Genomic DNA, 20,601 nt, shown 5'->3' with positions numbered 1-20,601 from the left:
CGCAATTATGGCACAGAAACGCAAGAACAACAATAAAATGAATATGAACATGCCGCGGCCCTCGATGCTGTGGATCTACGGACTGATCGGCGCGTTCATCATCGGCTGGTACGTCTTCGGCGACGTTAACGACACGCCTCTGCCGAGCGATTGGACCACTGTCCAGCAGATGGTCGAGAAGGGCGACGTGGAGAAGATCCAGGTCGTCAACCGCGACCAGGCGCAGGTTTTCCTGAAGAAAGACGCCGCTGAAAAATATCGCAGCGACTCGGTGGACAAGCGGTTCCGCCGCCTGCCCGAGACGGGGGTGCAGCTGATCTTCACCATCGGGTCGGTCGACTCGTTCCGCGAGGACCTGAAGACCGCCGAGGAGGCCTCGGGGCAGGTCGTCCCGGTGATTTATGAGAACAAGGCCAACGACTGGACCTCAATCCTGCTCAACCTGCTTCCGTGGGTGGTCATCATCGGTGCGTGGTTCTTCGTCATGCGCTCCATGTCGCGCGGCGCCGGCGCCGGAGGCGGCGGGGGCATTATGAACGTGGGCAAGGCCAAGGCGCAGGTGTTCGACAAGGACAACGCCAAGCGCGTGACGTTTAAGGACGTGGCAGGTCTGGAGGAGGCCAAGGTCGAGATCATGGAGATCGTCGACTTCCTCAAAAAAGCCGACAAATACAAGGAACTGGGCGCCAAGATTCCGAAGGGCGCGCTGCTGGTAGGCCCTCCGGGAACCGGCAAGACCCTGCTGGCCAAGGCTGTTGCGGGCGAAGCCAATGTGCCGTTCCTTTCGATTTCGGGTTCGGATTTCGTGGAGATGTTCGTCGGCGTGGGCGCCTCGCGCGTCCGCGATCTGTTCGAGCAGGCCAAGCAGAAAGCCCCGTGCATCGTCTTTATCGACGAGATCGACGCCATCGGCCGCGCCCGCGGCAAGAACGCCGGATTCTCGGGCAACGACGAGCGTGAAAATACGCTGAACCAACTGCTGACGGAGATGGACGGTTTCCAGACCAATACGGGTGTGATCGTCCTCGCGGCCACGAACCGCGCCGACATCCTCGACAAGGCGCTGATGCGCGCCGGGCGTTTCGACCGGCAGATCGAGGTGGGGCTGCCCGACGTGAAGGAGCGCGAGGAGATTTTCAACGTCCACCTGCGTCCGCTGAAGCTCGATCCGCAGCTCGACCGTTCGTTCCTGGCTCGCCAGACGCCGGGCTTCTCGGGCGCCGACATCGCCAACGTCTGCAACGAGGCCGCGCTGATCGCCGCCCGCCACAACAAGAAATTCATCTCGAAAGAGGACTTTCTCGCCGCCATCGACCGTATCGTGGGCGGCCTGGAGCGTAAGAACAAGATCATCACCGACGAGGAGAAGCGCGTGATCGCTTTCCACGAGGCGGGACACGCCACGGTGAGCTGGATTCTCGAAAACGCCAGCCCGCTTATCAAAGTGACGATCATCCCGCGCGGCAAGGCGCTGGGCGCCGCCTGGTATCTGCCCGAGGAGCGCCAGATCACCACGCGTGAGCAGATGATGGACGAACTGGCTGCCACGCTCGGCGGCCGCGTGTCGGAGCAGCTGACCTTCGGGCAGGTTTCGACGGGCGCCCTGAACGACCTGGAGCGCGTCACGAAGCAGGCTTACGCCATGGTGGCTTACTACGGCATGAGCGAGAACGTCGGCACGCTGTCCTACTACGATTCCACGGGCCAGAGCGATATGGCCTTCACGAAGCCCTATTCGGAGCAGACGGCCCAGCAGATCGACACCGAGGCCAAACGGGTGATCGAGCAGGCTTACAAGATGGCCGAGCAGGTGTTGCGCGAGCATGCCGACGGTCTGAAAGAACTGGCTGAGCTGCTGCTCTCCCGTGAGGTGGTCTTCACCGAGGATGTCGAGCGCATCTTCGGCAAACGCAAGAAGGACATCGAACGCGAGCGCAAGGAGGCCGAGGCGAAAGCCAAGGCCGGAGGCGGCACTCCCGCCGGGGAGGAACCCGGAGCCGGGACGCAGGCTGCCGCGGTCGCCGATCCTTCGGCCAAACCCGGCAGCTCCGAACCGGCTCCCGTCGCCCCGTCCGTCGCCGCACCGAAAGCCAAGTAAACCCCCATTGAAACCCTACACCCTTAGAAGAAACCGATGAGTGAAAAAATGAAGAACCTCTGGGTGCGCACGTTGAGCGGGGTTGTCCTCGCCGCAGTGGTGCTCGGGGCCGTTATCTGGTCGCAGTGGAGTTTCGGCCTGCTGCTGGCGGCGTTGCTCGTGGTCGGCATGTCGGAGTTCTACGCGCTGGCCGAAAAGCAGGGCAGCAGGCCCCAGCGAGTCGTGGGACTGGTTGCCGGACTGGTGCTTTTCGCCCTCAATTTCGCCTTTATCTCGGACGATATCGAAATCCTCGGAAGCGCCCGGCAGGCATTTGCCTGCGGACTGGCTTTCCTCTTGCTGTCGCTGCCCGCCATGTTCATCTGCGAACTCTACCGCCGGCAGGAAAATCCCGTCGCCAACATCGGCACGACCCTTATGGGAGTGGTCTATGTGGCGCTGCCCCTTTCGCTGATGTGTTATATCCCGATGGTCGGCAGCGACGTATGGAGCCCCTGGGTGATGCTCTTCTACATTTTCATCATCTGGGGCAACGATGTCTTCGCCTATCTGGTGGGCATGTCCGTCGGGCGTCACCGCCTGTGCGAACGCCTCTCGCCCAAAAAATCGTGGGAGGGATTCTTCGGCGGCATCGCCGGAGCCGTCGCCATGGGGCTCGTCGCGGCCCGGGTGCTGGACGGCGGCTATGCGGCGTGGGCCGGACTGGCGCTGGTCGCGGCGGTCTCGGGCGTGTTGGGCGACCTGGTGGAGTCGATGTTCAAGCGCGCCGCGGGCGTAAAGGATTCCGGGGCGCTGATCCCCGGTCACGGCGGAGTGCTGGACCGCTTCGACGCCATGCTGCTGTCGGCGCCGTTCGTCTTCGTCTATATGCTTTTTGTGATGTAACTGCAAACTTCAAACATTTATGAGAATCAATAAGGAAGGATATAAGATCATCGGCATTTCGGGAGTCGTCTGCCTGCTTCTGTGGTGGCTGTTCTATCATCTGCTGGTCCACGACGCGAATATCTCGCTGCTGTGGTTCAGCGCCGTCGTGCTGCTGCTGTTCTGGTTCTTCATCGTGGCCTTCTTCCGCGAACCCCGCCGGGTGCGCATCCACGACGCCGACCTGGTCTTCGCCCCCTGCGACGGCCGCGTGGTCGTGACGGAGGTCGTGTCGGAGAACGAATACCTCAAAGAGGAGATGCTGCAAATTTCGATCTTCATGTCCATCACCAACGTCCACATGAACTGGGTTCCCGTGGGCGGCGAAGTGGAGTACTTCAAATACCATCCGGGACGTTTTCTGGTGGCCTGGCACCCCAAATCCTCGACCGAGAACGAACGCACGACGACCGTGGTGCGGATGCCCTCGGGACAGAAAGTGCTCTTCCGTCAGATCGCGGGACTGATCGCCCGGCGCATCATCTCGTACATGACCGTCGGCCACCAGGTCGAGCAGAACAGCGTTTGCGGATTCATTAAGTTCGGATCGCGCGTCGACGTGCTCGTGCCGAAGGACAGCGAACTGCTGGTGGAGATCGGCGATCCTACGGTGGGTTCGCAAACCCCGATTGCCCGGCTGCGCAAGAACCTCGAAAACGCATAGGACGATGAAGGCGACGCCCCAGACTTTCCTGCGGTTCATCGCGGGCGCGGCGATCGCTGCGGTCGTGCTTTTCCTGGTCTGGTATTTCTCGTCGATCGTCGTCTACATCCTCGTTTCGGCCGTGCTGGCCGTCATGGGGCGCCCGCTCGTGAAACGCCTTGCGGGGCTGCATGTCAAAGGGTGGCAGGTGCCGCGCTGGCTGGCCGCGCTGGTGACCCTCGTGGTGATCTGGATCGTGGTGGCGACGCTCTGCTCGCTGTTCGTGCCGCTGGTCTTCAACAAGATCAACCAGTTCGCACATGTCGATTTCGCCGCGGTCGTGGGAAGCATCGGAGAACCCATAGCCCGGATGCAGCATGACCTGCAAACGCTCTTTTCGCTGCCCGAAAGCACCTTCTCGCTCTCGGACGAGCTGACGCTGGCGCTCAAACAGATCATCGACATCAATTCGCTCAATACGATCTTCTCGTCGGTCATCAACCTCGTGCTTTCATCGGTGATCGCCATTTTCTCCATCTCGTTCATTACGTTTTTCTTCCTCAAAGAAGAGGGGCTGTTTTATGCGATGGTCACGGCGGTCTTCCCGGAACACTATCACGACAACATCACCCGGGCGCTGGATTCGGTGACGGTGCTGCTGGCGCGCTATTTCACGGGCATTCTCTCGGAGAGCCTGCTGTTGACGATCGCCGTGTCGCTGGTGATGATGGCATTCGGGATGAAGGCGGCCGATGCGGCGTTTATCGGCCTTATTATGGGTGTGATGAACGTCGTTCCCTATGCCGGACCGCTGATCGGCGGCATCGTCTCGGTTTTCGTGGGCATCGTTTCGCCGATCGGGGGAATGAGCGTGGGACATACGGCTTTCATCATTATCGGGTCGCTGCTGATTTTGAAGGGCATGGACGATTTCATCCTCCAGCCGACGCTCTATTCGGCGCGCGTGAAGGCCCATCCGCTCGAGATTTTCCTCGTGATCCTTATCGCCGGGTCGCTGGCCGGGATTCTGGGCATGCTGCTGGCCATTCCGTCCTACACGGTGATCCGCGTCTTTGCCAAGGAGTTCTTCTCGCAGTTCCGGCTGGTGCGTAAACTGACTGAAAAAATCTGATGGAACGAATTCTGATCGAAGGCGTAGTGGAGCACGGACGCCGGTTGGGACGTGAGCTGGGATTTCCGACGGCCAATCTGGCCGTTCCGGAGACGGTCACGGCCGCCGACGGGGTCTACCGTTCGCGGGCCGAGGTCGGGGGACGGACTTACGACGCCATGTCGAACCTGGGGCGCAACCCCTCGGTCGGGGGCGTCGAGCGGCGTCTGGAAACTCACATTTTCGATTTCGGGGGTGAACTGTACGGCCGGCTGCTGCGCGTCGAACTGCTCGAAAAGATTCGTGACGAACGTAAGTTCGCCACGGTGGAGGAGCTGCGGGAGCAGATCGCCAGGGACAAGGAATATATTTTAAAAAACAGATAGGAATATGTATTTGGATTTGACACTTCCCTACAAGGTCGCCGACATGTCGCTGGCCGAGTGGGGCCGTAAGGAGATCGAGATTTCCGAGCACGAAATGCCGGGCCTGATGGCCGTGCGCCGCAAATACGGCCCTGAAAAGCCGCTGAAAGGCGTGCGTGTGATGGGGTCCCTGCACATGACCATCCAGACGGCTGTGCTGATCGAGACCCTCGTGGAGCTGGGCGCCGACGTGCGCTGGTGCTCGTGCAACATCTTTTCGACGCAGGATCATGCCGCTGCCGCCATCGCCGCTGCGGGCGTTCCGGTTTTCGCGTGGAAGGGCGAGACGCTGCCCGAGTACTGGTGGTGCACCGCCATGGCGCTTTCGTTCCCCGGCGGCAAGGGCCCGCAGCTGATCGTGGACGACGGCGGCGATGCCACGCTGTTGATCCACAAGGGCTATAAGGCCGAAAACGATGCTTCGTCGCTCGATTACGAGCCCTCGTCCTACGAGGAAGAGGTGATCCTCGACACGCTGAAACGGATTCTGGCCGAAGACCCCGAAAAATGGCACCGCACGGTAGCCGAGTGGAAGGGCGTCAGCGAGGAGACCACCACGGGCGTACACCGCCTCTATCAGATGATGGAGGCGGGCGAACTGCTCGTTCCGGCCATCAACGTCAACGACTCGTGCACCAAGTCGAAGTTCGACAACCTCTACGGCTGCCGCGAGTCGCTGGCCGACGGCATTAAGCGCGCCACGGACGTGATGATCGCCGGCAAGGTGGTCGTCGTGTGCGGTTACGGCGACGTGGGCAAGGGCTGCGCCCGTTCGATGCGCTCCTACGGCGCCCGGGTGATCGTCACGGAGATCGACCCCATCTGCGCCCTGCAGGCCGCGATGGAGGGCTTCGAGGTGAAGACCGTGGAGAGTGCGCTCGCCGAGGGCAATATCTACGTCACCTGCACCGGCAACTGCGACATCATCACGCTGGAGCACATGGAGAAGATGCGCGATCAGGCCATCGTCTGCAACATCGGCCATTTCGACAATGAAATCCAGATGGCGCGCCTCGAGAAATCGGCGGCCGTGCGGATGAACATCAAACCGCAGGTCGACAAGTTCACTTTCCCCGACGGACACTCGATCTTCATTCTGGCGGAAGGCCGTCTGGTGAATCTCGGATGCGCCACGGGACACCCCTCGTTCGTGATGTCCAATTCGTTCACCAACCAGTGCCTCGCGCAGATGGAGCTGTGGCAGAAGAATCTCGAGATTGGTGTTTACCGCCTGCCGAAGCACCTCGACGAAGAGGTTGCACGCCTGCATCTGGATAACCTCGGGGTCGAACTTACGCACCTGACCCCCAGGCAGGCCGACTACATCGGCGTTCCCGAGAACGGACCCTACAAGGCCGAGCATTACCGCTATTGACGGCATTGCGAATAAGAAAATCCCCGGCTCCGCGGAGTGTGGGATTACAAAGAAGCGACGGGCTGATTAATTAATCAGCCCGTCGCTTCTTTGTTGCCCCGGAGGTCCGTTTTTGGGTAGTCCCGGTATTTTTTCAACGGACTTCGATGCTGTTCAGCAGGTCGGTTTTGCCCTCGTCGGCCAGCCGGAGGATCAGTTCGCCGAAAAGCGTGTTGGCCCAGGCGAACCAGGGACGGGTGAATTTCGACGGATCGTCCTTGTGAAACGATTCGTGCATGAATCCGGTTCCCCCGTCGGTGTTGACGAGCGTCTCGACGCATCGTCTGATCTCCGCGTCGTCATCGCTGGTCAGGGCACGCATGATCAGGCTCATGGGCCAGATCATGTCGGCGCCGATATGCGGGCCGCCGATTCCTTCGGCCGCTGTACCCCGGAAAAAATAGGGATTCGATTCGCTCCATACGAAACGCCGCGTATTCTGGTAGACGGGATCATCCTGCGGAACGTCCCCCAGATAGGCCATGGCCAGCAGGCTGGGAACGTTGGCGTCGTCCATCAGCAGGCGGTTGCCGAAGCCGTCGACCTCGAAAGCGTAGATCTTTCCGAACTGCGGATGATCGTAGACGGCGTGTTCTTTCAGCGCCTCGGCGACTTCGGCGGCGAGCGTTTCGTATGCGTCGGCCAGCGTTTCGTCGCGGTTTACCGTGCGCAGAATCTCCGCAGCCTTGCGCAGCGATGAGACGGCGAAAAAATTCGACGGGATCAGGAACGGAAAGGTCGTGGCGTCGTCCGAAGGCCGGAACGAAGAGGCGATGAGTCCGACGGGTTTTGCCGGATGGCCGTATCCGTTTTTGAGTTGGGTGTCCAGGGCATCTTCGGTCACGCGTTGGAATGTATACGGTCCGGGTCCTTCGCGGCGCTGCTGGTCGCGCAGGGTTTTCAGTACGAGACGCATGGCCTCGGTCCACCGTTCGTCGAACACCGAGGCGTCGTCCGTGGTCTTCCAATAACCGTAAGCCAGCCGGATGACGTAGCACGGGGAGTCCAGTTCCCACTTGCGTTCATGCAGTTCGGGCTTCATCTCCGTCCAGTCGTCCTGCCAGCCGGTTCCGGTGGGGCCGTCGTTGAAGGCATTGGCGTAAGGGTCTGTCAGCAGGCATTTCAATTGGCGGCGGACGACGCCCCGGATCAGGCGGCGCAGGGCTTCGTCTTCGCGCGCCAGCGGGAGGTAGGGCCACACCTGCGCCCCCGAATCACGCAGCCACATGGCGTGAATATCGCCCGTATATATAAAGGTGTCGTCCTCTCCGTCCTCATCCTTGCGATAGTGGACAGTGGTGTCGAGCGTATTGGGGAAGCAGTTTTCGAACATTCGGACCAGCTTGGAAACCGTGACTGTCTGCCGGATGCGCTCGATCTGCCGTTCGACGGCCTGTGAGGTAAAGAGCCGCTCCGAGACTTCCGGACGGGCGGATCTTCCGTAATCGGGACCGGAAGCGCTGACGGCGGCCGCGGCGGGCATAGCCAGTAACAGAAGAAGCAGTTTTTTCATGGGTTTGCGTATTGGTTTCTGCAAAAATAGTAGGATTCCCTCCCTTGTGCCTCCCGATATGCGCAGTTGAGTCTTCGTTTTGCGCAGGTTCGCCGCGGGTCAGAATTTGCCCTGTATGACCTGTTGCCGGTATTCCGACGGGGTTATGCCTTTGAGTTGTTTGAACGAGCGCGAGACGTTTTTGATGTCGGAGAATCCCAGTTCGACGGCGGCTTCCGAGACGCTCATCCCTTCGCTCAGCAATTGGGTCATCTTTTCGATACGGACCTGGATGATGTAGTCGTAGATCGAGGTGCTCATGCTCCTTTTGAACCGGGTTTCCAAAAGGCGGCGCGAAAGCGGTACGAGCGAAACCAGATCGTCGACCGAAATCTTCTGGCTGATGTTTTCGTGGATGTATTTCAGCACCTCGGCGATGTGCGGATCGTTGTTGGCGTAGATGTCCGTCGACTGACGGGTCACGATGTGTGTCGGCCATACCATGACATCCTCCCGCTCGGCCTCCGGGTCGCGGATGATCCGGTCGATCAGGCGGGCCACGTCGTATCCGCCCTGTTCGATGTTTTGGTTAAGCGACGAGAGATTCGGGGCCGAGAGGCGGCAGATGGTTTCGTCGTTGTCTACGCCGAGTACGGCAATGTCGTCCGGGATGCGTAAATTCCCCCCCCCTCGGCGCGCTGGCAGGCCTCCGTTATATGGTAGGCCTGATTGTCGTCGCAAGCCATGATTGCAACCGGCTTGGGCAGCGATTGCAGCCAGGTGGTCAGCTGGATCGGATCGTAGAGCCACAGGTCTGTCTGCGACGTATTCTGCAACTCGGAGAAGGAGAAGTCGGGATTGGCCTGCCGGATCGTGTCGCGGAAACCCTGGTAGCGTTCGTCGGACCATACGATTCCGCGGGTCCCGTAGAACGCGAAATGGCGGAATCCTTTTTTCAGGAAGTATTCCGCGCCCATCTGTCCGGCCCGGTAGTGGGGGCCCGTGATATTGGGAATGGTCGAAAAGCGGGTTTTGAAATCCTGGGCGACGGCGATGATGCCGTTGCGGGCGAAGAGCTCGACGTTGTCCGTGTTGTAGAATTGTCCGATGACGGCGTCGGCACGTGTGCGCTGTGCCCAGTCGATCACAGCCTCGATGCCGGACTTGTCGCGGATGGAGAGGGGGAGCCGGCAGAGGCTCCAGGCTTGTCCGGAGTCATGGGCGTAACGTGCTATACCCAGCAGAAGCCCCCGGGCGTAGGCCTCGGAGAAGTCCGTCAGAAAGATGATACGTGCCATTCTGGAAAATTTTTATTGGATAAAGATAGCTTTTTTTTGCAGAAACGACACTGTCCGGTCCGCTTTTTTGTCCGCAATTTTTTGCGGTTCGGTGCTCTTCGGTGCAATGTCTGCGGGAAATGAGGAAGCAAAAGCGTAAATCGCCGTCGGTTGCGGCAGCGGCCTTATTACATTTGTATAGATAAAACTCTAACCTATCCGAACGACCATGATGCGAACCTTGATTTTGGGATTTGCAGCGCTTGCGGGCGCCGCCTGTTCCCATTCTTCCGCTCCGCTCGAATATGTCGATCCCTTCATCGGGACCGGATTTCACGGACATACCTATCCCGGCGCCACGACCCCATTCGGCATGGTGCAGCTCAGTCCCGATACGCGGGCGGACAATTGGGACGCCTGTGCGGGCTATCATTACGACGATAAGACGATCGACGGCTTTTCCCATACGCATTTGAGCGGAACGGGCTGCGCCGACCTGGCCGACATCCTGTTCCATCCCACCACCCGGGCCGAAGTGGTGCGCGACGGCGAGTACCTGCCGCAGCCTTACGCCTTTTCGCATGACCGCGAACGGGCGTCGTGCGGCTACTATGCGGTCGAACTGCCCGGAGAGGGGTTTGTGGCCGAACTCACGGCGGCGCCCCGTACCGGCGTGCACCGCTACACGTTCCGCGGCTCCGGACCGCGGAGGGTGGTCATCGACCTGATGCATACGATCACCGATGAAAAGATCGACATGCGCGAGTTGCGGCAGACGGCGCCCGACGAGATCGCGGGCATGCGGTGCACGCAGGGATGGGTCTCCGATCACTACGTTTTCTTCTCGGCCCGTTTTTCGGAACCTTTCGCCGACGTGCAGCTGCTCGGAGACCGGCAGGCCGTGCTGACGTTCGCCCCCGACCTCGAGACGTTGACCATCGCAGTCGGACTGTCGTCCGTGAGCGCGGAAAATGCGCGCGAGAACCGGATCGCCGAGGTTCCCGAGTTGGATTTCAATGCCGTACGCTCGCGCTCGGAGGCGCTGTGGCGCGATGCGCTCGGCGACATTGTCGTCGAAGGCGGCACCCGCAACGAGCGGATCAATTTCTATACGGCGCAGTATCACGCCAAACTGACTCCCAACCTGATGAGCGATGTCAACGGGGAGTATCGCCGGAGCGATCAGACCATCGCCCGCGTCGCCGACGGCAGCGCATACTATTCGACGTTCTCGCTGTGGGATACCTTCCGGGCATGGCATCCGCTGCAAACCCTTGTCGATACGGCGCGTGTGAACAATATGATTTCGAGTATGCTCGATATGTACGACGTAACGGGTGAACTGCCGATCTGGCCCCTCGCCTCGGGAGAGACCGGTACGATGATCGGTTATCACGCCGTGTCGGTCATTGCCGACGCCTATCTGAAGGGGATTCGCGGTTACGATGCCGGGAAGGCGCTCGATGCGATGATCCGCTCGTCGAATATCAACAAAAAGGGTTCGGATTACTACGTGTCCCAGGGCTTCATCCCGTCGAACATCCGCCGTGAATCGGTTTCCTGCACCCTGGAATACGCCTATGACGACTGGGCCATTGCCCGCATGGCCGAGGCTATGGGGCAAACCGAAACGGCCCGCGAATACGATCGCCGGGCGCTCAGCTATGTCCGCGTATTTGACGGATCGACCCGTTTTTTCCGGGGCCGGCAGGCCGACGGAGGCTGGTCGGAGCCTTTCGAGGAGTTTGTGGCCGGGCGTGATTATACCGAGGCTACGCCGTGGCAGTACCGCTTCTTCGCGCCGCACGACGTGAACGGCCTGGAACAGCTTTTCGGCGGCCGGGAGGCTTTCGTCCGGGAGCTGGACCGTCTCTTTACGCTCGAATCGCCGCATGAGGATGCGGGACTGGTCGATATTACGGGCCTGATGGGGCAGTATGCCCACGGCAACGAGCCGAGCCATCACATGGCCTATCTGTACAGTTATGCCGGCCAGCCGTGGAAGACGCAGGAGTTGACGCGCCGTCTGCTCGATGAAATGTATGCTCCGACTCCCGGAGGAATCATCGGCAACGAGGATTGCGGACAGATGTCGGCCTGGTATATCTTCTCTTCGCTGGGTTTCTATCCGGTGTGTCCGGGTTCGAATGAATTCGTGCTGACATCGCCGCTGTTCGAAAAGGCGACCGTGCGGCTGGCCAACGGCCGGACGCTGACCGTGACGGCCGACAAGCCGCGGCGCAACCGTTATGTCGGGAGCGTGACGCTCAACGGGCAGGCGGTCGACAAGAATGTCATCACTTACGATCAGTTGATGGAGGGCGGAGAGCTGCATTTCGGGATGGTTCCCCGGCCGGCCTTCGACCGGGCGTCGGACCCGGCCGCACAGCCCTATTCGCTGACCCGCGGCGAGGCGGTGTCGGTTCCCTATACGACGCAGTCGTTGAACCTGTTCACCGAGCCGGTCGACGTGGCATTGGCGACGACGACCCCGGGAGCCGAAATCCGTTATACGCTCGACGGCTCGGAGCCCGATTCGCTTTCGGAACTTTACCGGACGCCGCTGCGGGTGGACCGTTCGCTGACACTTTGCGCCAAAGGCTTCAAAACGGGAGCCGCACCCAGCCATACCCTGACGCTGCGGGCCGAAAAGGCTGTTTTCCTCTCCCCGGCGGCTGCGGCCGCGAGCGTTCCGGGAATCCGGTTCGCCTATTACGAGGGGGCTTTCTCGAAGGTGGCCGACATCACTCGCGGAACGCTCGTCTCTACGGGCGTGATGGCGATTCCTTCGATTGACGAAGCGCCGCAGGAAGACCATTTCGGCTATGTGTTCGAGGGCCTGATCCGGATTCCCGAGCGGGGAGTCTGGGAGTTTTTCACGCGGAGCGACGACGGCAGCGTGCTGTTGATCGACGGCTGCAAGGTCGTGGACAACGACAGTTCGCATGCCGCGGTCACGGCCACCGGGCGCGTGGCTCTCGAGGCGGGGTTGCATGCTTGCAAACTGCTCTATTTCGAAGATTACGAGGGGCAGGAGCTCCAATGGGGCTGGAAAGCTCCCGGCGAGGAGGCGTTCTCGCCGATTCCCGCTGAAAATCTGTTCGTAAAATGATACGGCCATGAAGAAATTGTTTTTTCTGCTGGCGCTGACGGCTGCGGTCTCCTGCAACGCCCCGCAGGAGTTGACCGTCATGACGCTGAATATGCGCTATGACAATCCCGAGGACGGGGCGAATAACTGGCGCTTCCGCCGCGAACGGATCGCTGAGCTGATTCGCTCGGAGGCTGTCGATCTGCTGGGAACACAGGAGGTGCTCGCCAATCAGTTCGACGATCTGCAAGCCCTGCTGCCCGGCTACCGGGCGGTTGGCGTCGGCCGGGAAGACGGCGCGCGTGCGGGCGAATTCAACGCCGTATTTTTCCGCAGCGACCGTTTCGAACTGCTCGATTCCGGCGTGTTCTGGCTGAGCGAGAATCCCGAAACGCCCGGTTCGAAGGGTTGGGACGGAGCCTGCGAGCGGCTGGCGACATGGACCGTGCTGCGAGATAAAAGCGGCGGCGAGTTGCTTTTCATCAATACCCACCTCGACCATATCGGCGAGCAGGCTCGCCGGGAGGGCGTCGCGTTGTTGCTGCGGCGCATCGAAACGCTGCGTGCCGGTCGTCCGGTGATTCTTACGGGCGATTTCAATGCTGAACCCTCGTCGCCGGTCGTTGCGCGCGTCGTGGCCGACAGTGCCTTGCGTAGCGCCTGGGACACGGCGCCGATTCGATCCGGGTCGGCGTGGAGTTTCTCCGATTTCGGACAGCTTCCGGAGGAAGAGCGACCGCTGATCGACTATGTGTTCTACGGCGGCGGTCTGGAGGTCGTGTCGTGTTCGATATTGCCCGACACGCTCGGCGGAGGATACCTTTCCGACCATGCGCCCGTCGAAGCCCGTTTGAAATATGTACGATAAAAAGGAGACGATATGAAAAAGACTTTGAAAATCTGGCTGTTCGCCGCGTCGCTGTTCGTTTGCGGCCAGATTGCGGCACAGCCTCCCGTGCTGATTCATTCGCACAACGATTACGCCCGGCGGGTGCCTTTCTATCAGGCTTACGCCCAGCAGGTCGCGTCGATAGAAGCCGACGTGTTTCTGCACGACGGAAAGCTCCTCGTGGGACACGATGTCGAGGACCTGTCGTCCGACATGACATTCGAAGCGCTGTATGTGGAGCCTGTCGTGACGCTTTTCAAACGGAACGGCGGGCGGGCCTGGAAGGATTCGGACCGGCGCCTGCAATTGATGGTCGAACTCAAATCCGCGACCGAGCCGACGCTGCGTGCCGTCGCCGAACTGCTGGGCCGCTGGCCCGAGGTGTTCGATCCCGCGGTGAATCCCGAAGCCGTGCGTATCACCGTGACGGGGAGGGTTCCCGAGCCTGCGGATTTCGGCAATTATCCGGCTTACATTCGTTTCGACGGGGCGTGGGACGCGGAATACACGCCCGGGCAACTGGATCGCATCGCGCTGATAAGCGCCGATTTCCAACGATTTTCCCAATGGAACGGCAAAGGGTCCATCATCCCTGCGGAGCGTGAGAAACTCGAACGGATTATCGACAAAGCCCATGCGTGGGACAAGCCCGTGCGCTTTTGGAGCGCTCCCGAGGGGGTGACTGTCTACTATACGTTCTACGACATGGGGATCGACTACATCAACACCGATCGTCCGGAGGTCTGTGCCGAGTTCTTCAACGATTTCGGCAACAAGAATTTTCAGATCGGCGAGCGCCGTGCGGCCTCTTCGGCCGTGACGGGCACGAAGCGTCTGGACAAGGCGACCAGGGATTTCAAAGGCTTCCAGAGCGATAAACTCCAGCTCTCGAAAGGCATCGACGTCTATACGCCGACCTACCGGAACGACAGGGGAAAGGGCAAAGTGAAAAATGTGATCTTCCTGATCGGCGACGGCATGGGTCTGTCGCAGATCATGGCCGCCGTGTTCGCCAACAAGACCCTGACGCTGATGGGACTGAAAAGCATCGGCTTGCAGCAGAACAATGCCCTGGATGCCTTTACGACCGACTCGGCCGCCGGAGGCAGCGCCCTGGCTACGGGCGAGGCGCACGAAAACCGCCATATCTCCATGGGGGCCGACGGAACGGCATATCCTTCGCTGTGCGACTTCTTCCGCGACCGCGGTCGTGCCGCCGGCGTTGTGACGCTGGGCGATATCGCCGACGCCACGCCGACGGCATTCTTCGGCCATTCGGTCGAGCGCGACAATTCGGACGAGTTGACCGCGTGGCTGCTGAAAGGACGCCTGGACCTGCTCTGCGGTAGCGGCATCCGCAAGTTCACGCACCGTGATGACGGCATCGACCTGGCGGGCGAACTTTCGAAGCAGTATAATTTCGTCCGTTCGGTGGACGAACTCAACGCTGCGAAAGGCAAGGTGATCTGCATCGACGAGGAGATGGACGAAGCCGCCGACGAGAAGAACCTCTCCCTGCTGGCCGACGCCACGCGCGGAGCCATTGCGAAGTTGCAGGAACGCAGCGACAAGGGCTTTTTTCTCATGGTCGAGGGCGCCAAAATCGACTATGCGGGCCATTCGCGCTGCCTGCCCGGGTCGGTTCTCGAGATGCTGAGTTTCGACCTTGCGATTGCCGAGGCGCTGAAATTCGCCGATTCGAACGGCGAGACGCTCGTCGTCGTCACGGCGGACCACGAGACGGGCGGCCTGACGCTGATCGACGGCGATGAGGCCACGGGCCGGATCATGGGCGTTTACGTCTCCGACGACCACACGCCGATCATGCTCCCTGTCTTTGCATACGGACCCGGTTCCGACCGTTTTTGCGGCACGTACCGCAATACGGAAATTCCGCGCAGGATCAAATCGCTGATAAAATAAGGAGGTATGAAGAGTGTAAGACATATTGCCGTCTTTTTGCTTGCCGCAGCCGTTCCGGCCGCGGTCGGAGCGCAGGATTTGCGTTCGGGACCCTATGAACTGCCCTACAAGAATACCTATGTGAAAGAGGTGTTCGTGGCCGAGAACGATTTCCGGGCGATGAAGCCCGAGACGATACGGCCCCGTTCGTTCTCCGAGGCCCGGAAGATTCTGCCCGCACCGTTCTGGGAGGGGCACGACCGGGAGATCGAAATGTATTGGCATGCCTGGCAGATCGCCGTGGGGAATATCCGCCAGCCCCGGGAGGGCTCGGGGTTCGTCTCTCCCTACCTCGACATCGCCTACAACGGCAATATTTTCATGTGGGACGCCTCGTTCATGATGATGTTCGCGCGTTACGGTTACCGTTTTTTCCCTTTCCAGCGGACGCTCGACAATTTCTATTCGCACCAGCATCCCGACGGCTTCATCTGCCGGGAGATACGCGCCGACGGTTCCGATTGTTTCGAACGCTACGATCCCACCTCGACCGGGCCGAACCTGCTTCCGTGGACCGAGCTGATGTACTACCGCCAGTTCGGGGACATCGACCGCCTGCACAAGGTTTTCCCGGCCCTGTGCGCCTATGCCAAATGGTGGAAACTGAACCGGACGTGGCCCAACGGAACCTATTGGTCGAGCGGCTGGGGAACGGGTATGGACAATACGCCCCGGGTTCCGGAGGGATACAATCAGATCTTCTCCAACGGCCACATGGAGTGGCTCGATGCCAATTTGCAGCAGATGCTCGTCAATGAGTCGCTGCTCCAGATCGGGTTTTACATCGAACGCTGGCAGGAGATCGAAGAGGTCGAGGACGAAAACCGGTTCCTTAAAAAGCATATCAACGACTTCATGTGGAACGATGAGGAAGGGTTTCTCTTCGACCGTTACGCCGACGGGTCGCTGGGTACGGCCAAAGGTATCTACGCCTATTGGGCGTTGCAGACCGACGTTCTCGACAAGGAGCGTCTGGACCGTTTCGTCGCCCATTTGAGCGACTCGACGGAGTTCGACCGTCCTCACCGCGTGCCGTCGCTCTCGGCCGACCACCGCAAATACAACGCTTTGGGCCGTTACTGGCAGGGCGGAGTCTGGCCCGGAGCCAACTATATGGTGATCGACGGCCTTTGGCACAAAGGCTACCGGGATGTGGCGCAGCGGATCGCCGAAAACCACTACGCCGCGGTTTTCGAGGTCTGGAAAAATACGGGGACCTTTTGGGAATATTACGCTCCGGAGAAGATCGAACCCGGATTTATGGCCCGTAAGGATTTCGTCGGGTGGACCGGCCTGCCTCCCATCGCCGTCTTCATCGAGTATATACTCGGCATAAGGTCCGACTATTCGGAGCGGCGGATCGAGTGGAACGTCACCCGGACCGAAGCGCACGGCATCGAACGTTATCCGTTCGGTCCCGACGGGGTCGTGGACCTGAAGGTCCGTGCCCGCCGTTCGGCTGACGAGACGCCTGTTGTGAGCGTTGCCGCCGATGTCCCGTTCGAACTGGTGGTGACGTGGGGCGACGGCCGCCGCAGCACGGTGCACGTGGAAAAGAGCGGCAGCGTGAAGTTGAATTAAAGCACTTTTTGCGAAATGAACAAGTGGATTTTGTCGGCCTGCGCCTTTTTTGTATGGGGCGCGGCCTCCGTTCGGGCGCAGCAGCCCGTGCTGCGTTTCGGCAGCGATAAGACCTTTAAAATAGCCCAGTTTACGGATATGCACCTCGATCCCTCCAAGCCCCGGCGGCTTGCCGAGGCCGAAAAGACCTTTGCGCGGCTGGATCGTATCCTGGCGGCTGAGCGACCCGATCTGGTCGTCTTCACGGGCGATGTGGTGACGGGATCTCCGGCCGAAGGCATGTGGCGCCGCCTGCTCGATACGATGGCCGCGCGCAAGGTGCCTTTCTGCGTGGCGCTGGGCAATCACGATTCCGAGCAGGACATCAGCCGGCAGCAGATCGGCCGGATCGTGACCTCGTATCCGGAAAGTTTGAATGCGCTCGACGCCGCCGGGGAGTTGGCGGACCGGGAGTTGGAGGTTCTCGGCAGCGGTTCTCGGCGGCCTGCATTGCTGCTGTACTGCCTCGATTCGCACTCCGAATCGCTTTTGGACGGGGTCGAGGGCTACGACTGGTTCCGGCCGGAGCAGGTCGCGTGGCTGCGTGACCGCTGTACGGCCCGCCGGACTGCCAACGGCGGTCGTGCGGTGCCTTCGCTGGCATTTTTCCACATCGTGCTGCCGGAATACCTTTCGGCGTGGCGCAATCCTTCCAACAGCCATATCGGACGGGCTGCCGAGGACGAGTGCCCGGGCGCGTTGAATACGGGGATGTTTGCGGCCATGGTCGAGTCGGGCAGCGTGATGGGCACGTTCGTGGGACACGACCACGACATCGATTACCTGGTGGCCGACAAGGGTATCTGCCTTGGTTACGGCCGTTTCTCGGGCGACAATACGACTTACAACAACCTGCGTCCGGGCGTGCGGCTGCTGCTGCTGACCGAGGGAGAGCGGGGATTCGAGACCTGGATACGCGAAGACGACGGCCGCATGGTCGACCATGCCCGTTTCGCGGAGGGAAAAATAACGGAAATAGCGGTGGAGCGATGAGAATCGGAGTAGATTTGGGCGGTACGAACGTGCGCGTGGGACTGGTGGCTGACGGTCGGATTGTGAGAATGTTTTCCGAACCTTGCCGGGCGGATTGTTCCGAGGAGGTGGTTTTGGACCATATAGCTTCGCTTATCGAAAGGCTTATCACGCCCGACGTAAAGTGTATCGGCATCGGCGTTCCTTCGGTGGTGGACGCAGAACGGGGAATCGTCTACGACGTGGTCGGCATTCCCTCCTGGCGGGAGGTGCATCTCAAGGAGTGTTTTGAGAAGCGGTTCGGCGTGCCGGTTTCGGTAAACAACGATTGCAACTGCTTTGCGCTGGGCGTCTGCCGTTTCGGCGAGGCGCACGGATACCGCGACGTGGTTTGCATCGCCCTCGGTACGGGCGTAGGCGCAGGCGTCGTGATCGACGGGAAACTTTACTGCGGCCGCAATACGGGGGCCGGGGAGATCGGGAGCATTCCCTACCTCGACCGTGATTACGAATACTATTGCAGCAGCCGCTTTTTCGTCGGCCGCGGCACGTCGGGCAAGGAGGCTTATGAGCAGGCTTTGGCCGGCGATCCCCGGGCGCTGGAGCTGTGGCAGGAGTTCGGGACGCATATCGGGCGGCTGGTCATGCTGGCGCTCTATGCTTACGATCCGCAGGCCATTGTCTTCGGAGGAAGCATATCCCATGCGTTCGGGTTTTTCCGGGACGCCATGTACGAACAGTTGAAGCAGTTCCCCTATGCGAAGACCGTCGAGGGGCTGCATATCTGCTGTTCGGGTATCGAATATGTCGGATTGTTGGGGGCTTCGGCCTGCGAATAGAACCTATGGGAAAATTACGTATACTGCTTGCTTTAGGCGTGCTGTGCTGCGGGTGCGGCCGGGTGGTTCCGGTCGACGGCCCGGTCTCCGTGGTGCCTGCGCCGGTGAGCGTGACGCCCGCCGAAGGGGTTTTCCGGCTGTCGGCGTCGACGCGCGTGGTCGTCCGGTCGTCGGACGGGCGGATGCCGTTCGTGACCGATGCGCTGAACGAATTGCTGCGTCCTGTTTTCGGGGAGGAGCTGACATGTCTCAGTCCGGCCCCGGTGCAGGACGGGGCGGTGAATTTCATCGAGACCGATTCGATTTCTTCGGACGGCTATTCGCTGACGATAACGCCCGACCGGGTCGAGGTGCGGTCCGGTGGGGCTGAAGGGGCTTTTTACGCCGTGCAAACCCTGCGCCAGCTGATGCCGGCGGCGGCATTCGGAAAGGGACGGGCGAAGGCTGTCGAACTGCCGGCCGTCGCCATCGCGGACCGGCCGGAAATGGGGTATCGCGGAATGATGCTCGATGTTGCCCGGCATTTCTTTACCGTGGAGGAGGTGAAGCGCGTGCTGGACCTGCTTGCCATGCACAAGATGAATGTTTTTCATTGGCATCTGACGGATGACCAGGGCTGGCGGATCGAGATCGGGAAATATCCCGAGCTCACGCGCATCGGTTCGGTCCGCACCCGCACGCTGATCGGCAAGGACCCGGGCGGCGAGTACGACGAGACCTGCCGCTACGACGAAACGCCCCACGGAGGGTTTTACACGCAGGACGAAATCCGGGACGTGGTCGAATATGCCGCCCGCCGTTTCATCACGGTCATTCCCGAGATTGAATTTCCGGGACATGCGGTGGCCGCACTGGCTTCCTATCCGTGGCTGAGCTGCACGGGGGAGCAGTATGAGGTGCGCCAGACGTGGGACATCGACGACCGTGTTTTCTGCATCGGACGCGACTCGACGTTCCGCTTTATCGAAGGGGTGCTGGAGGAGGTCGTCGCTCTCTTTCCGTCTACCTATATTCATATAGGAGGCGACGAATGTCCGACCGACCGGTGGGAGCAGTGTCCCCGGTGCCGGGAGCGGATGCGCGCCGAGGGACTGACCCGTCCGCGGCAGTTGCAGGGCTACGCCACCACGCGCATCGAACGTTTTCTGAGGAGTCACGGCAGGCGGCTGATCGGCTGGGACGAGATTCTCGACAGCGGCGTCTCCCGGACGGCTGTCGTCATGTCCTGGCGCGGCACCGAGGGCGGCATCCGTGCGGCGCGTCAGGGAAACGAGGTCGTCATGGCGCCCACGACTCACTGCTATTTCGATTATTACCAAACGGCCGATACCGCAGGGGAACCCTTGGCATGGGGCGGCTGCCTGCCTCTCGAGAAGGTCTATGCGTTGAGTCCCTGTGAAAGGCTCGACTCCGTGCAGCGGGCGTCGGTCCTCGGCGTGCAGGCGAATCTGTGGACCGAGTATATTCCCGATTTTGCGCAGGCGCAGTATATGCTGCTGCCGCGCCTGGGGGCGCTCGCCGAGGTGGGGTGGTCGCCCGGCCGGAAAGACTATGCGGAATTTCTGCCGCGGCTGAAGCGTCTGACGCGATTCTACGATGCCTGCGGGTATGTTTATGCGAAGCATTCGCTGGCGGATTAGGTTGTCGGAGTCAGTCCGGAAACCGGGGAGGATGAAAAATCTTCCCCGGTTTTTTTGTCTTTTCAATTCTGCGGAATGTGAGGACTTAAATACGTAAAATCCACCTGCTGTGACTGTTAAGATCGATAAATTTGAATATTGAAAAAGGGAGAATATTATAAAAGCGCTGCAGTTACGGATGATTATTAAATTGTTTAAAAATTA

16 protein-coding genes are annotated in these 20,601 nt (G+C 60.3%); 13 read left to right on the top strand and 3 right to left on the bottom strand.

From position 1 onward, the window contains the following. Positions 1–7: 7 nt before the first annotated feature. Genes ftsH through ahcY form a run of 6 tightly spaced genes read left to right on the top strand, consistent with a single transcriptional unit; the run spans position 8 to position 6,576 of the window. Entirely contained in the window at positions 8–2,098 is a 2,091-nt protein-coding gene (gene ftsH / locus BLU78_RS03625; RefSeq protein ID WP_010263299.1) for an ATP-dependent zinc metalloprotease FtsH, read from the top strand. Between the two features lie 48 nt (positions 2,099–2,146). Beyond that, positions 2,147–2,983, top strand: a complete 837-nt coding sequence (locus BLU78_RS03620; RefSeq protein WP_020693014.1) for a phosphatidate cytidylyltransferase — start codon at positions 2,147–2,149, stop codon at positions 2,981–2,983. A gap of 19 nt (positions 2,984–3,002) precedes the next feature. Then, entirely contained in the window at positions 3,003–3,686 is a 684-nt protein-coding gene (locus BLU78_RS03615) for a phosphatidylserine decarboxylase family protein (RefSeq protein WP_010263301.1), read from the top strand. 4 nt (positions 3,687–3,690) lie between these two features. Next, the gene (locus tag BLU78_RS03610; protein WP_010263302.1) at positions 3,691–4,797 is read left to right on the top strand and encodes an AI-2E family transporter; all 1,107 of its coding nucleotides are present in this window, start codon (positions 3,691–3,693) and stop codon (positions 4,795–4,797) included. After that, positions 4,797–5,162, top strand: a complete 366-nt coding sequence (locus BLU78_RS03605) for a riboflavin kinase (protein ID WP_010263304.1) — start codon at positions 4,797–4,799, stop codon at positions 5,160–5,162. Before BLU78_RS03610 ends, BLU78_RS03605 begins: the two co-directional genes overlap by 1 nt. A 4-nt stretch (positions 5,163–5,166) precedes the next feature. Beyond that, complete coding sequence (gene ahcY / locus BLU78_RS03600; protein ID WP_010263305.1) at positions 5,167–6,576, top strand: adenosylhomocysteinase; 1,410 nt, start codon at positions 5,167–5,169, stop codon at positions 6,574–6,576. A gap of 133 nt (positions 6,577–6,709) precedes the next feature. Here the strand turns inward: ahcY and BLU78_RS03595 are convergent, their stop codons facing one another. The 3 genes from BLU78_RS03595 to BLU78_RS14335 form a co-directional block, all read right to left on the bottom strand. After that, the gene (locus BLU78_RS03595) at positions 6,710–8,098 is read right to left on the bottom strand and encodes a glycoside hydrolase family 125 protein (RefSeq protein WP_010263307.1); all 1,389 of its coding nucleotides are present in this window, start codon (positions 8,096–8,098) and stop codon (positions 6,710–6,712) included. A 129-nt stretch (positions 8,099–8,227) separates the two neighbouring features. Then, complete coding sequence (locus tag BLU78_RS14340) at positions 8,228–8,848, bottom strand: helix-turn-helix domain-containing protein (protein ID WP_390620246.1); 621 nt, start codon at positions 8,846–8,848, stop codon at positions 8,228–8,230. After that, positions 8,749–9,405, bottom strand: coding sequence for a substrate-binding domain-containing protein (locus BLU78_RS14335; protein ID WP_390620245.1), 657 nt, complete (start codon positions 9,403–9,405; stop codon positions 8,749–8,751). Before BLU78_RS14335 ends, BLU78_RS14340 begins: the two co-directional genes overlap by 100 nt. Before the next feature lie 208 nt (positions 9,406–9,613). Between BLU78_RS14335 and BLU78_RS03585 the strand changes: the two genes are divergently transcribed. From BLU78_RS03585 to BLU78_RS03555, 7 genes are read left to right on the top strand one after another with little or no spacing between them, the layout of a single operon-like run. Further along, complete coding sequence (locus BLU78_RS03585) at positions 9,614–12,496, top strand: GH92 family glycosyl hydrolase (RefSeq protein ID WP_010263311.1); 2,883 nt, start codon at positions 9,614–9,616, stop codon at positions 12,494–12,496. Positions 12,497–12,503: 7 nt separating this feature from the next. Then, positions 12,504–13,343 (top strand): endonuclease/exonuclease/phosphatase family protein, encoded by an 840-nt coding sequence (locus BLU78_RS03580; protein WP_010263318.1) that lies wholly within the window; start codon positions 12,504–12,506, stop codon positions 13,341–13,343. A gap of 12 nt (positions 13,344–13,355) precedes the next feature. Continuing rightward, positions 13,356–15,287 (top strand): alkaline phosphatase, encoded by a 1,932-nt coding sequence (locus BLU78_RS03575; RefSeq protein ID WP_010263322.1) that lies wholly within the window; start codon positions 13,356–13,358, stop codon positions 15,285–15,287. 6 nt (positions 15,288–15,293) lie between these two features. Continuing rightward, on the top strand, positions 15,294–16,907 hold the full coding sequence (locus BLU78_RS03570) for an MGH1-like glycoside hydrolase domain-containing protein (protein ID WP_010263325.1): 1,614 nt from the start codon (positions 15,294–15,296) through the stop codon (positions 16,905–16,907). A gap of 15 nt (positions 16,908–16,922) precedes the next feature. Further along, positions 16,923–17,939 (top strand): metallophosphoesterase family protein, encoded by a 1,017-nt coding sequence (locus BLU78_RS03565; RefSeq protein WP_010263327.1) that lies wholly within the window; start codon positions 16,923–16,925, stop codon positions 17,937–17,939. Further along, positions 17,936–18,757, top strand: a complete 822-nt coding sequence (locus BLU78_RS03560) for an ROK family protein (RefSeq protein ID WP_010263332.1) — start codon at positions 17,936–17,938, stop codon at positions 18,755–18,757. The genes BLU78_RS03565 and BLU78_RS03560 overlap by 4 nt, the downstream gene beginning before the upstream one ends. 5 nt (positions 18,758–18,762) lie before the next feature. Then, entirely contained in the window at positions 18,763–20,397 is a 1,635-nt protein-coding gene (locus tag BLU78_RS03555; protein ID WP_026020759.1) for a beta-N-acetylhexosaminidase, read from the top strand. Positions 20,398–20,601 lie beyond the last annotated feature (204 nt).

Origin of the sequence: Alistipes timonensis JC136 (assembly GCF_900107675.1) — a bacterium.
GTDB lineage: Bacteria > Bacteroidota > Bacteroidia > Bacteroidales > Rikenellaceae > Alistipes > Alistipes timonensis.
This window is presented reverse-complemented; position numbering and strand designations above follow the sequence as displayed.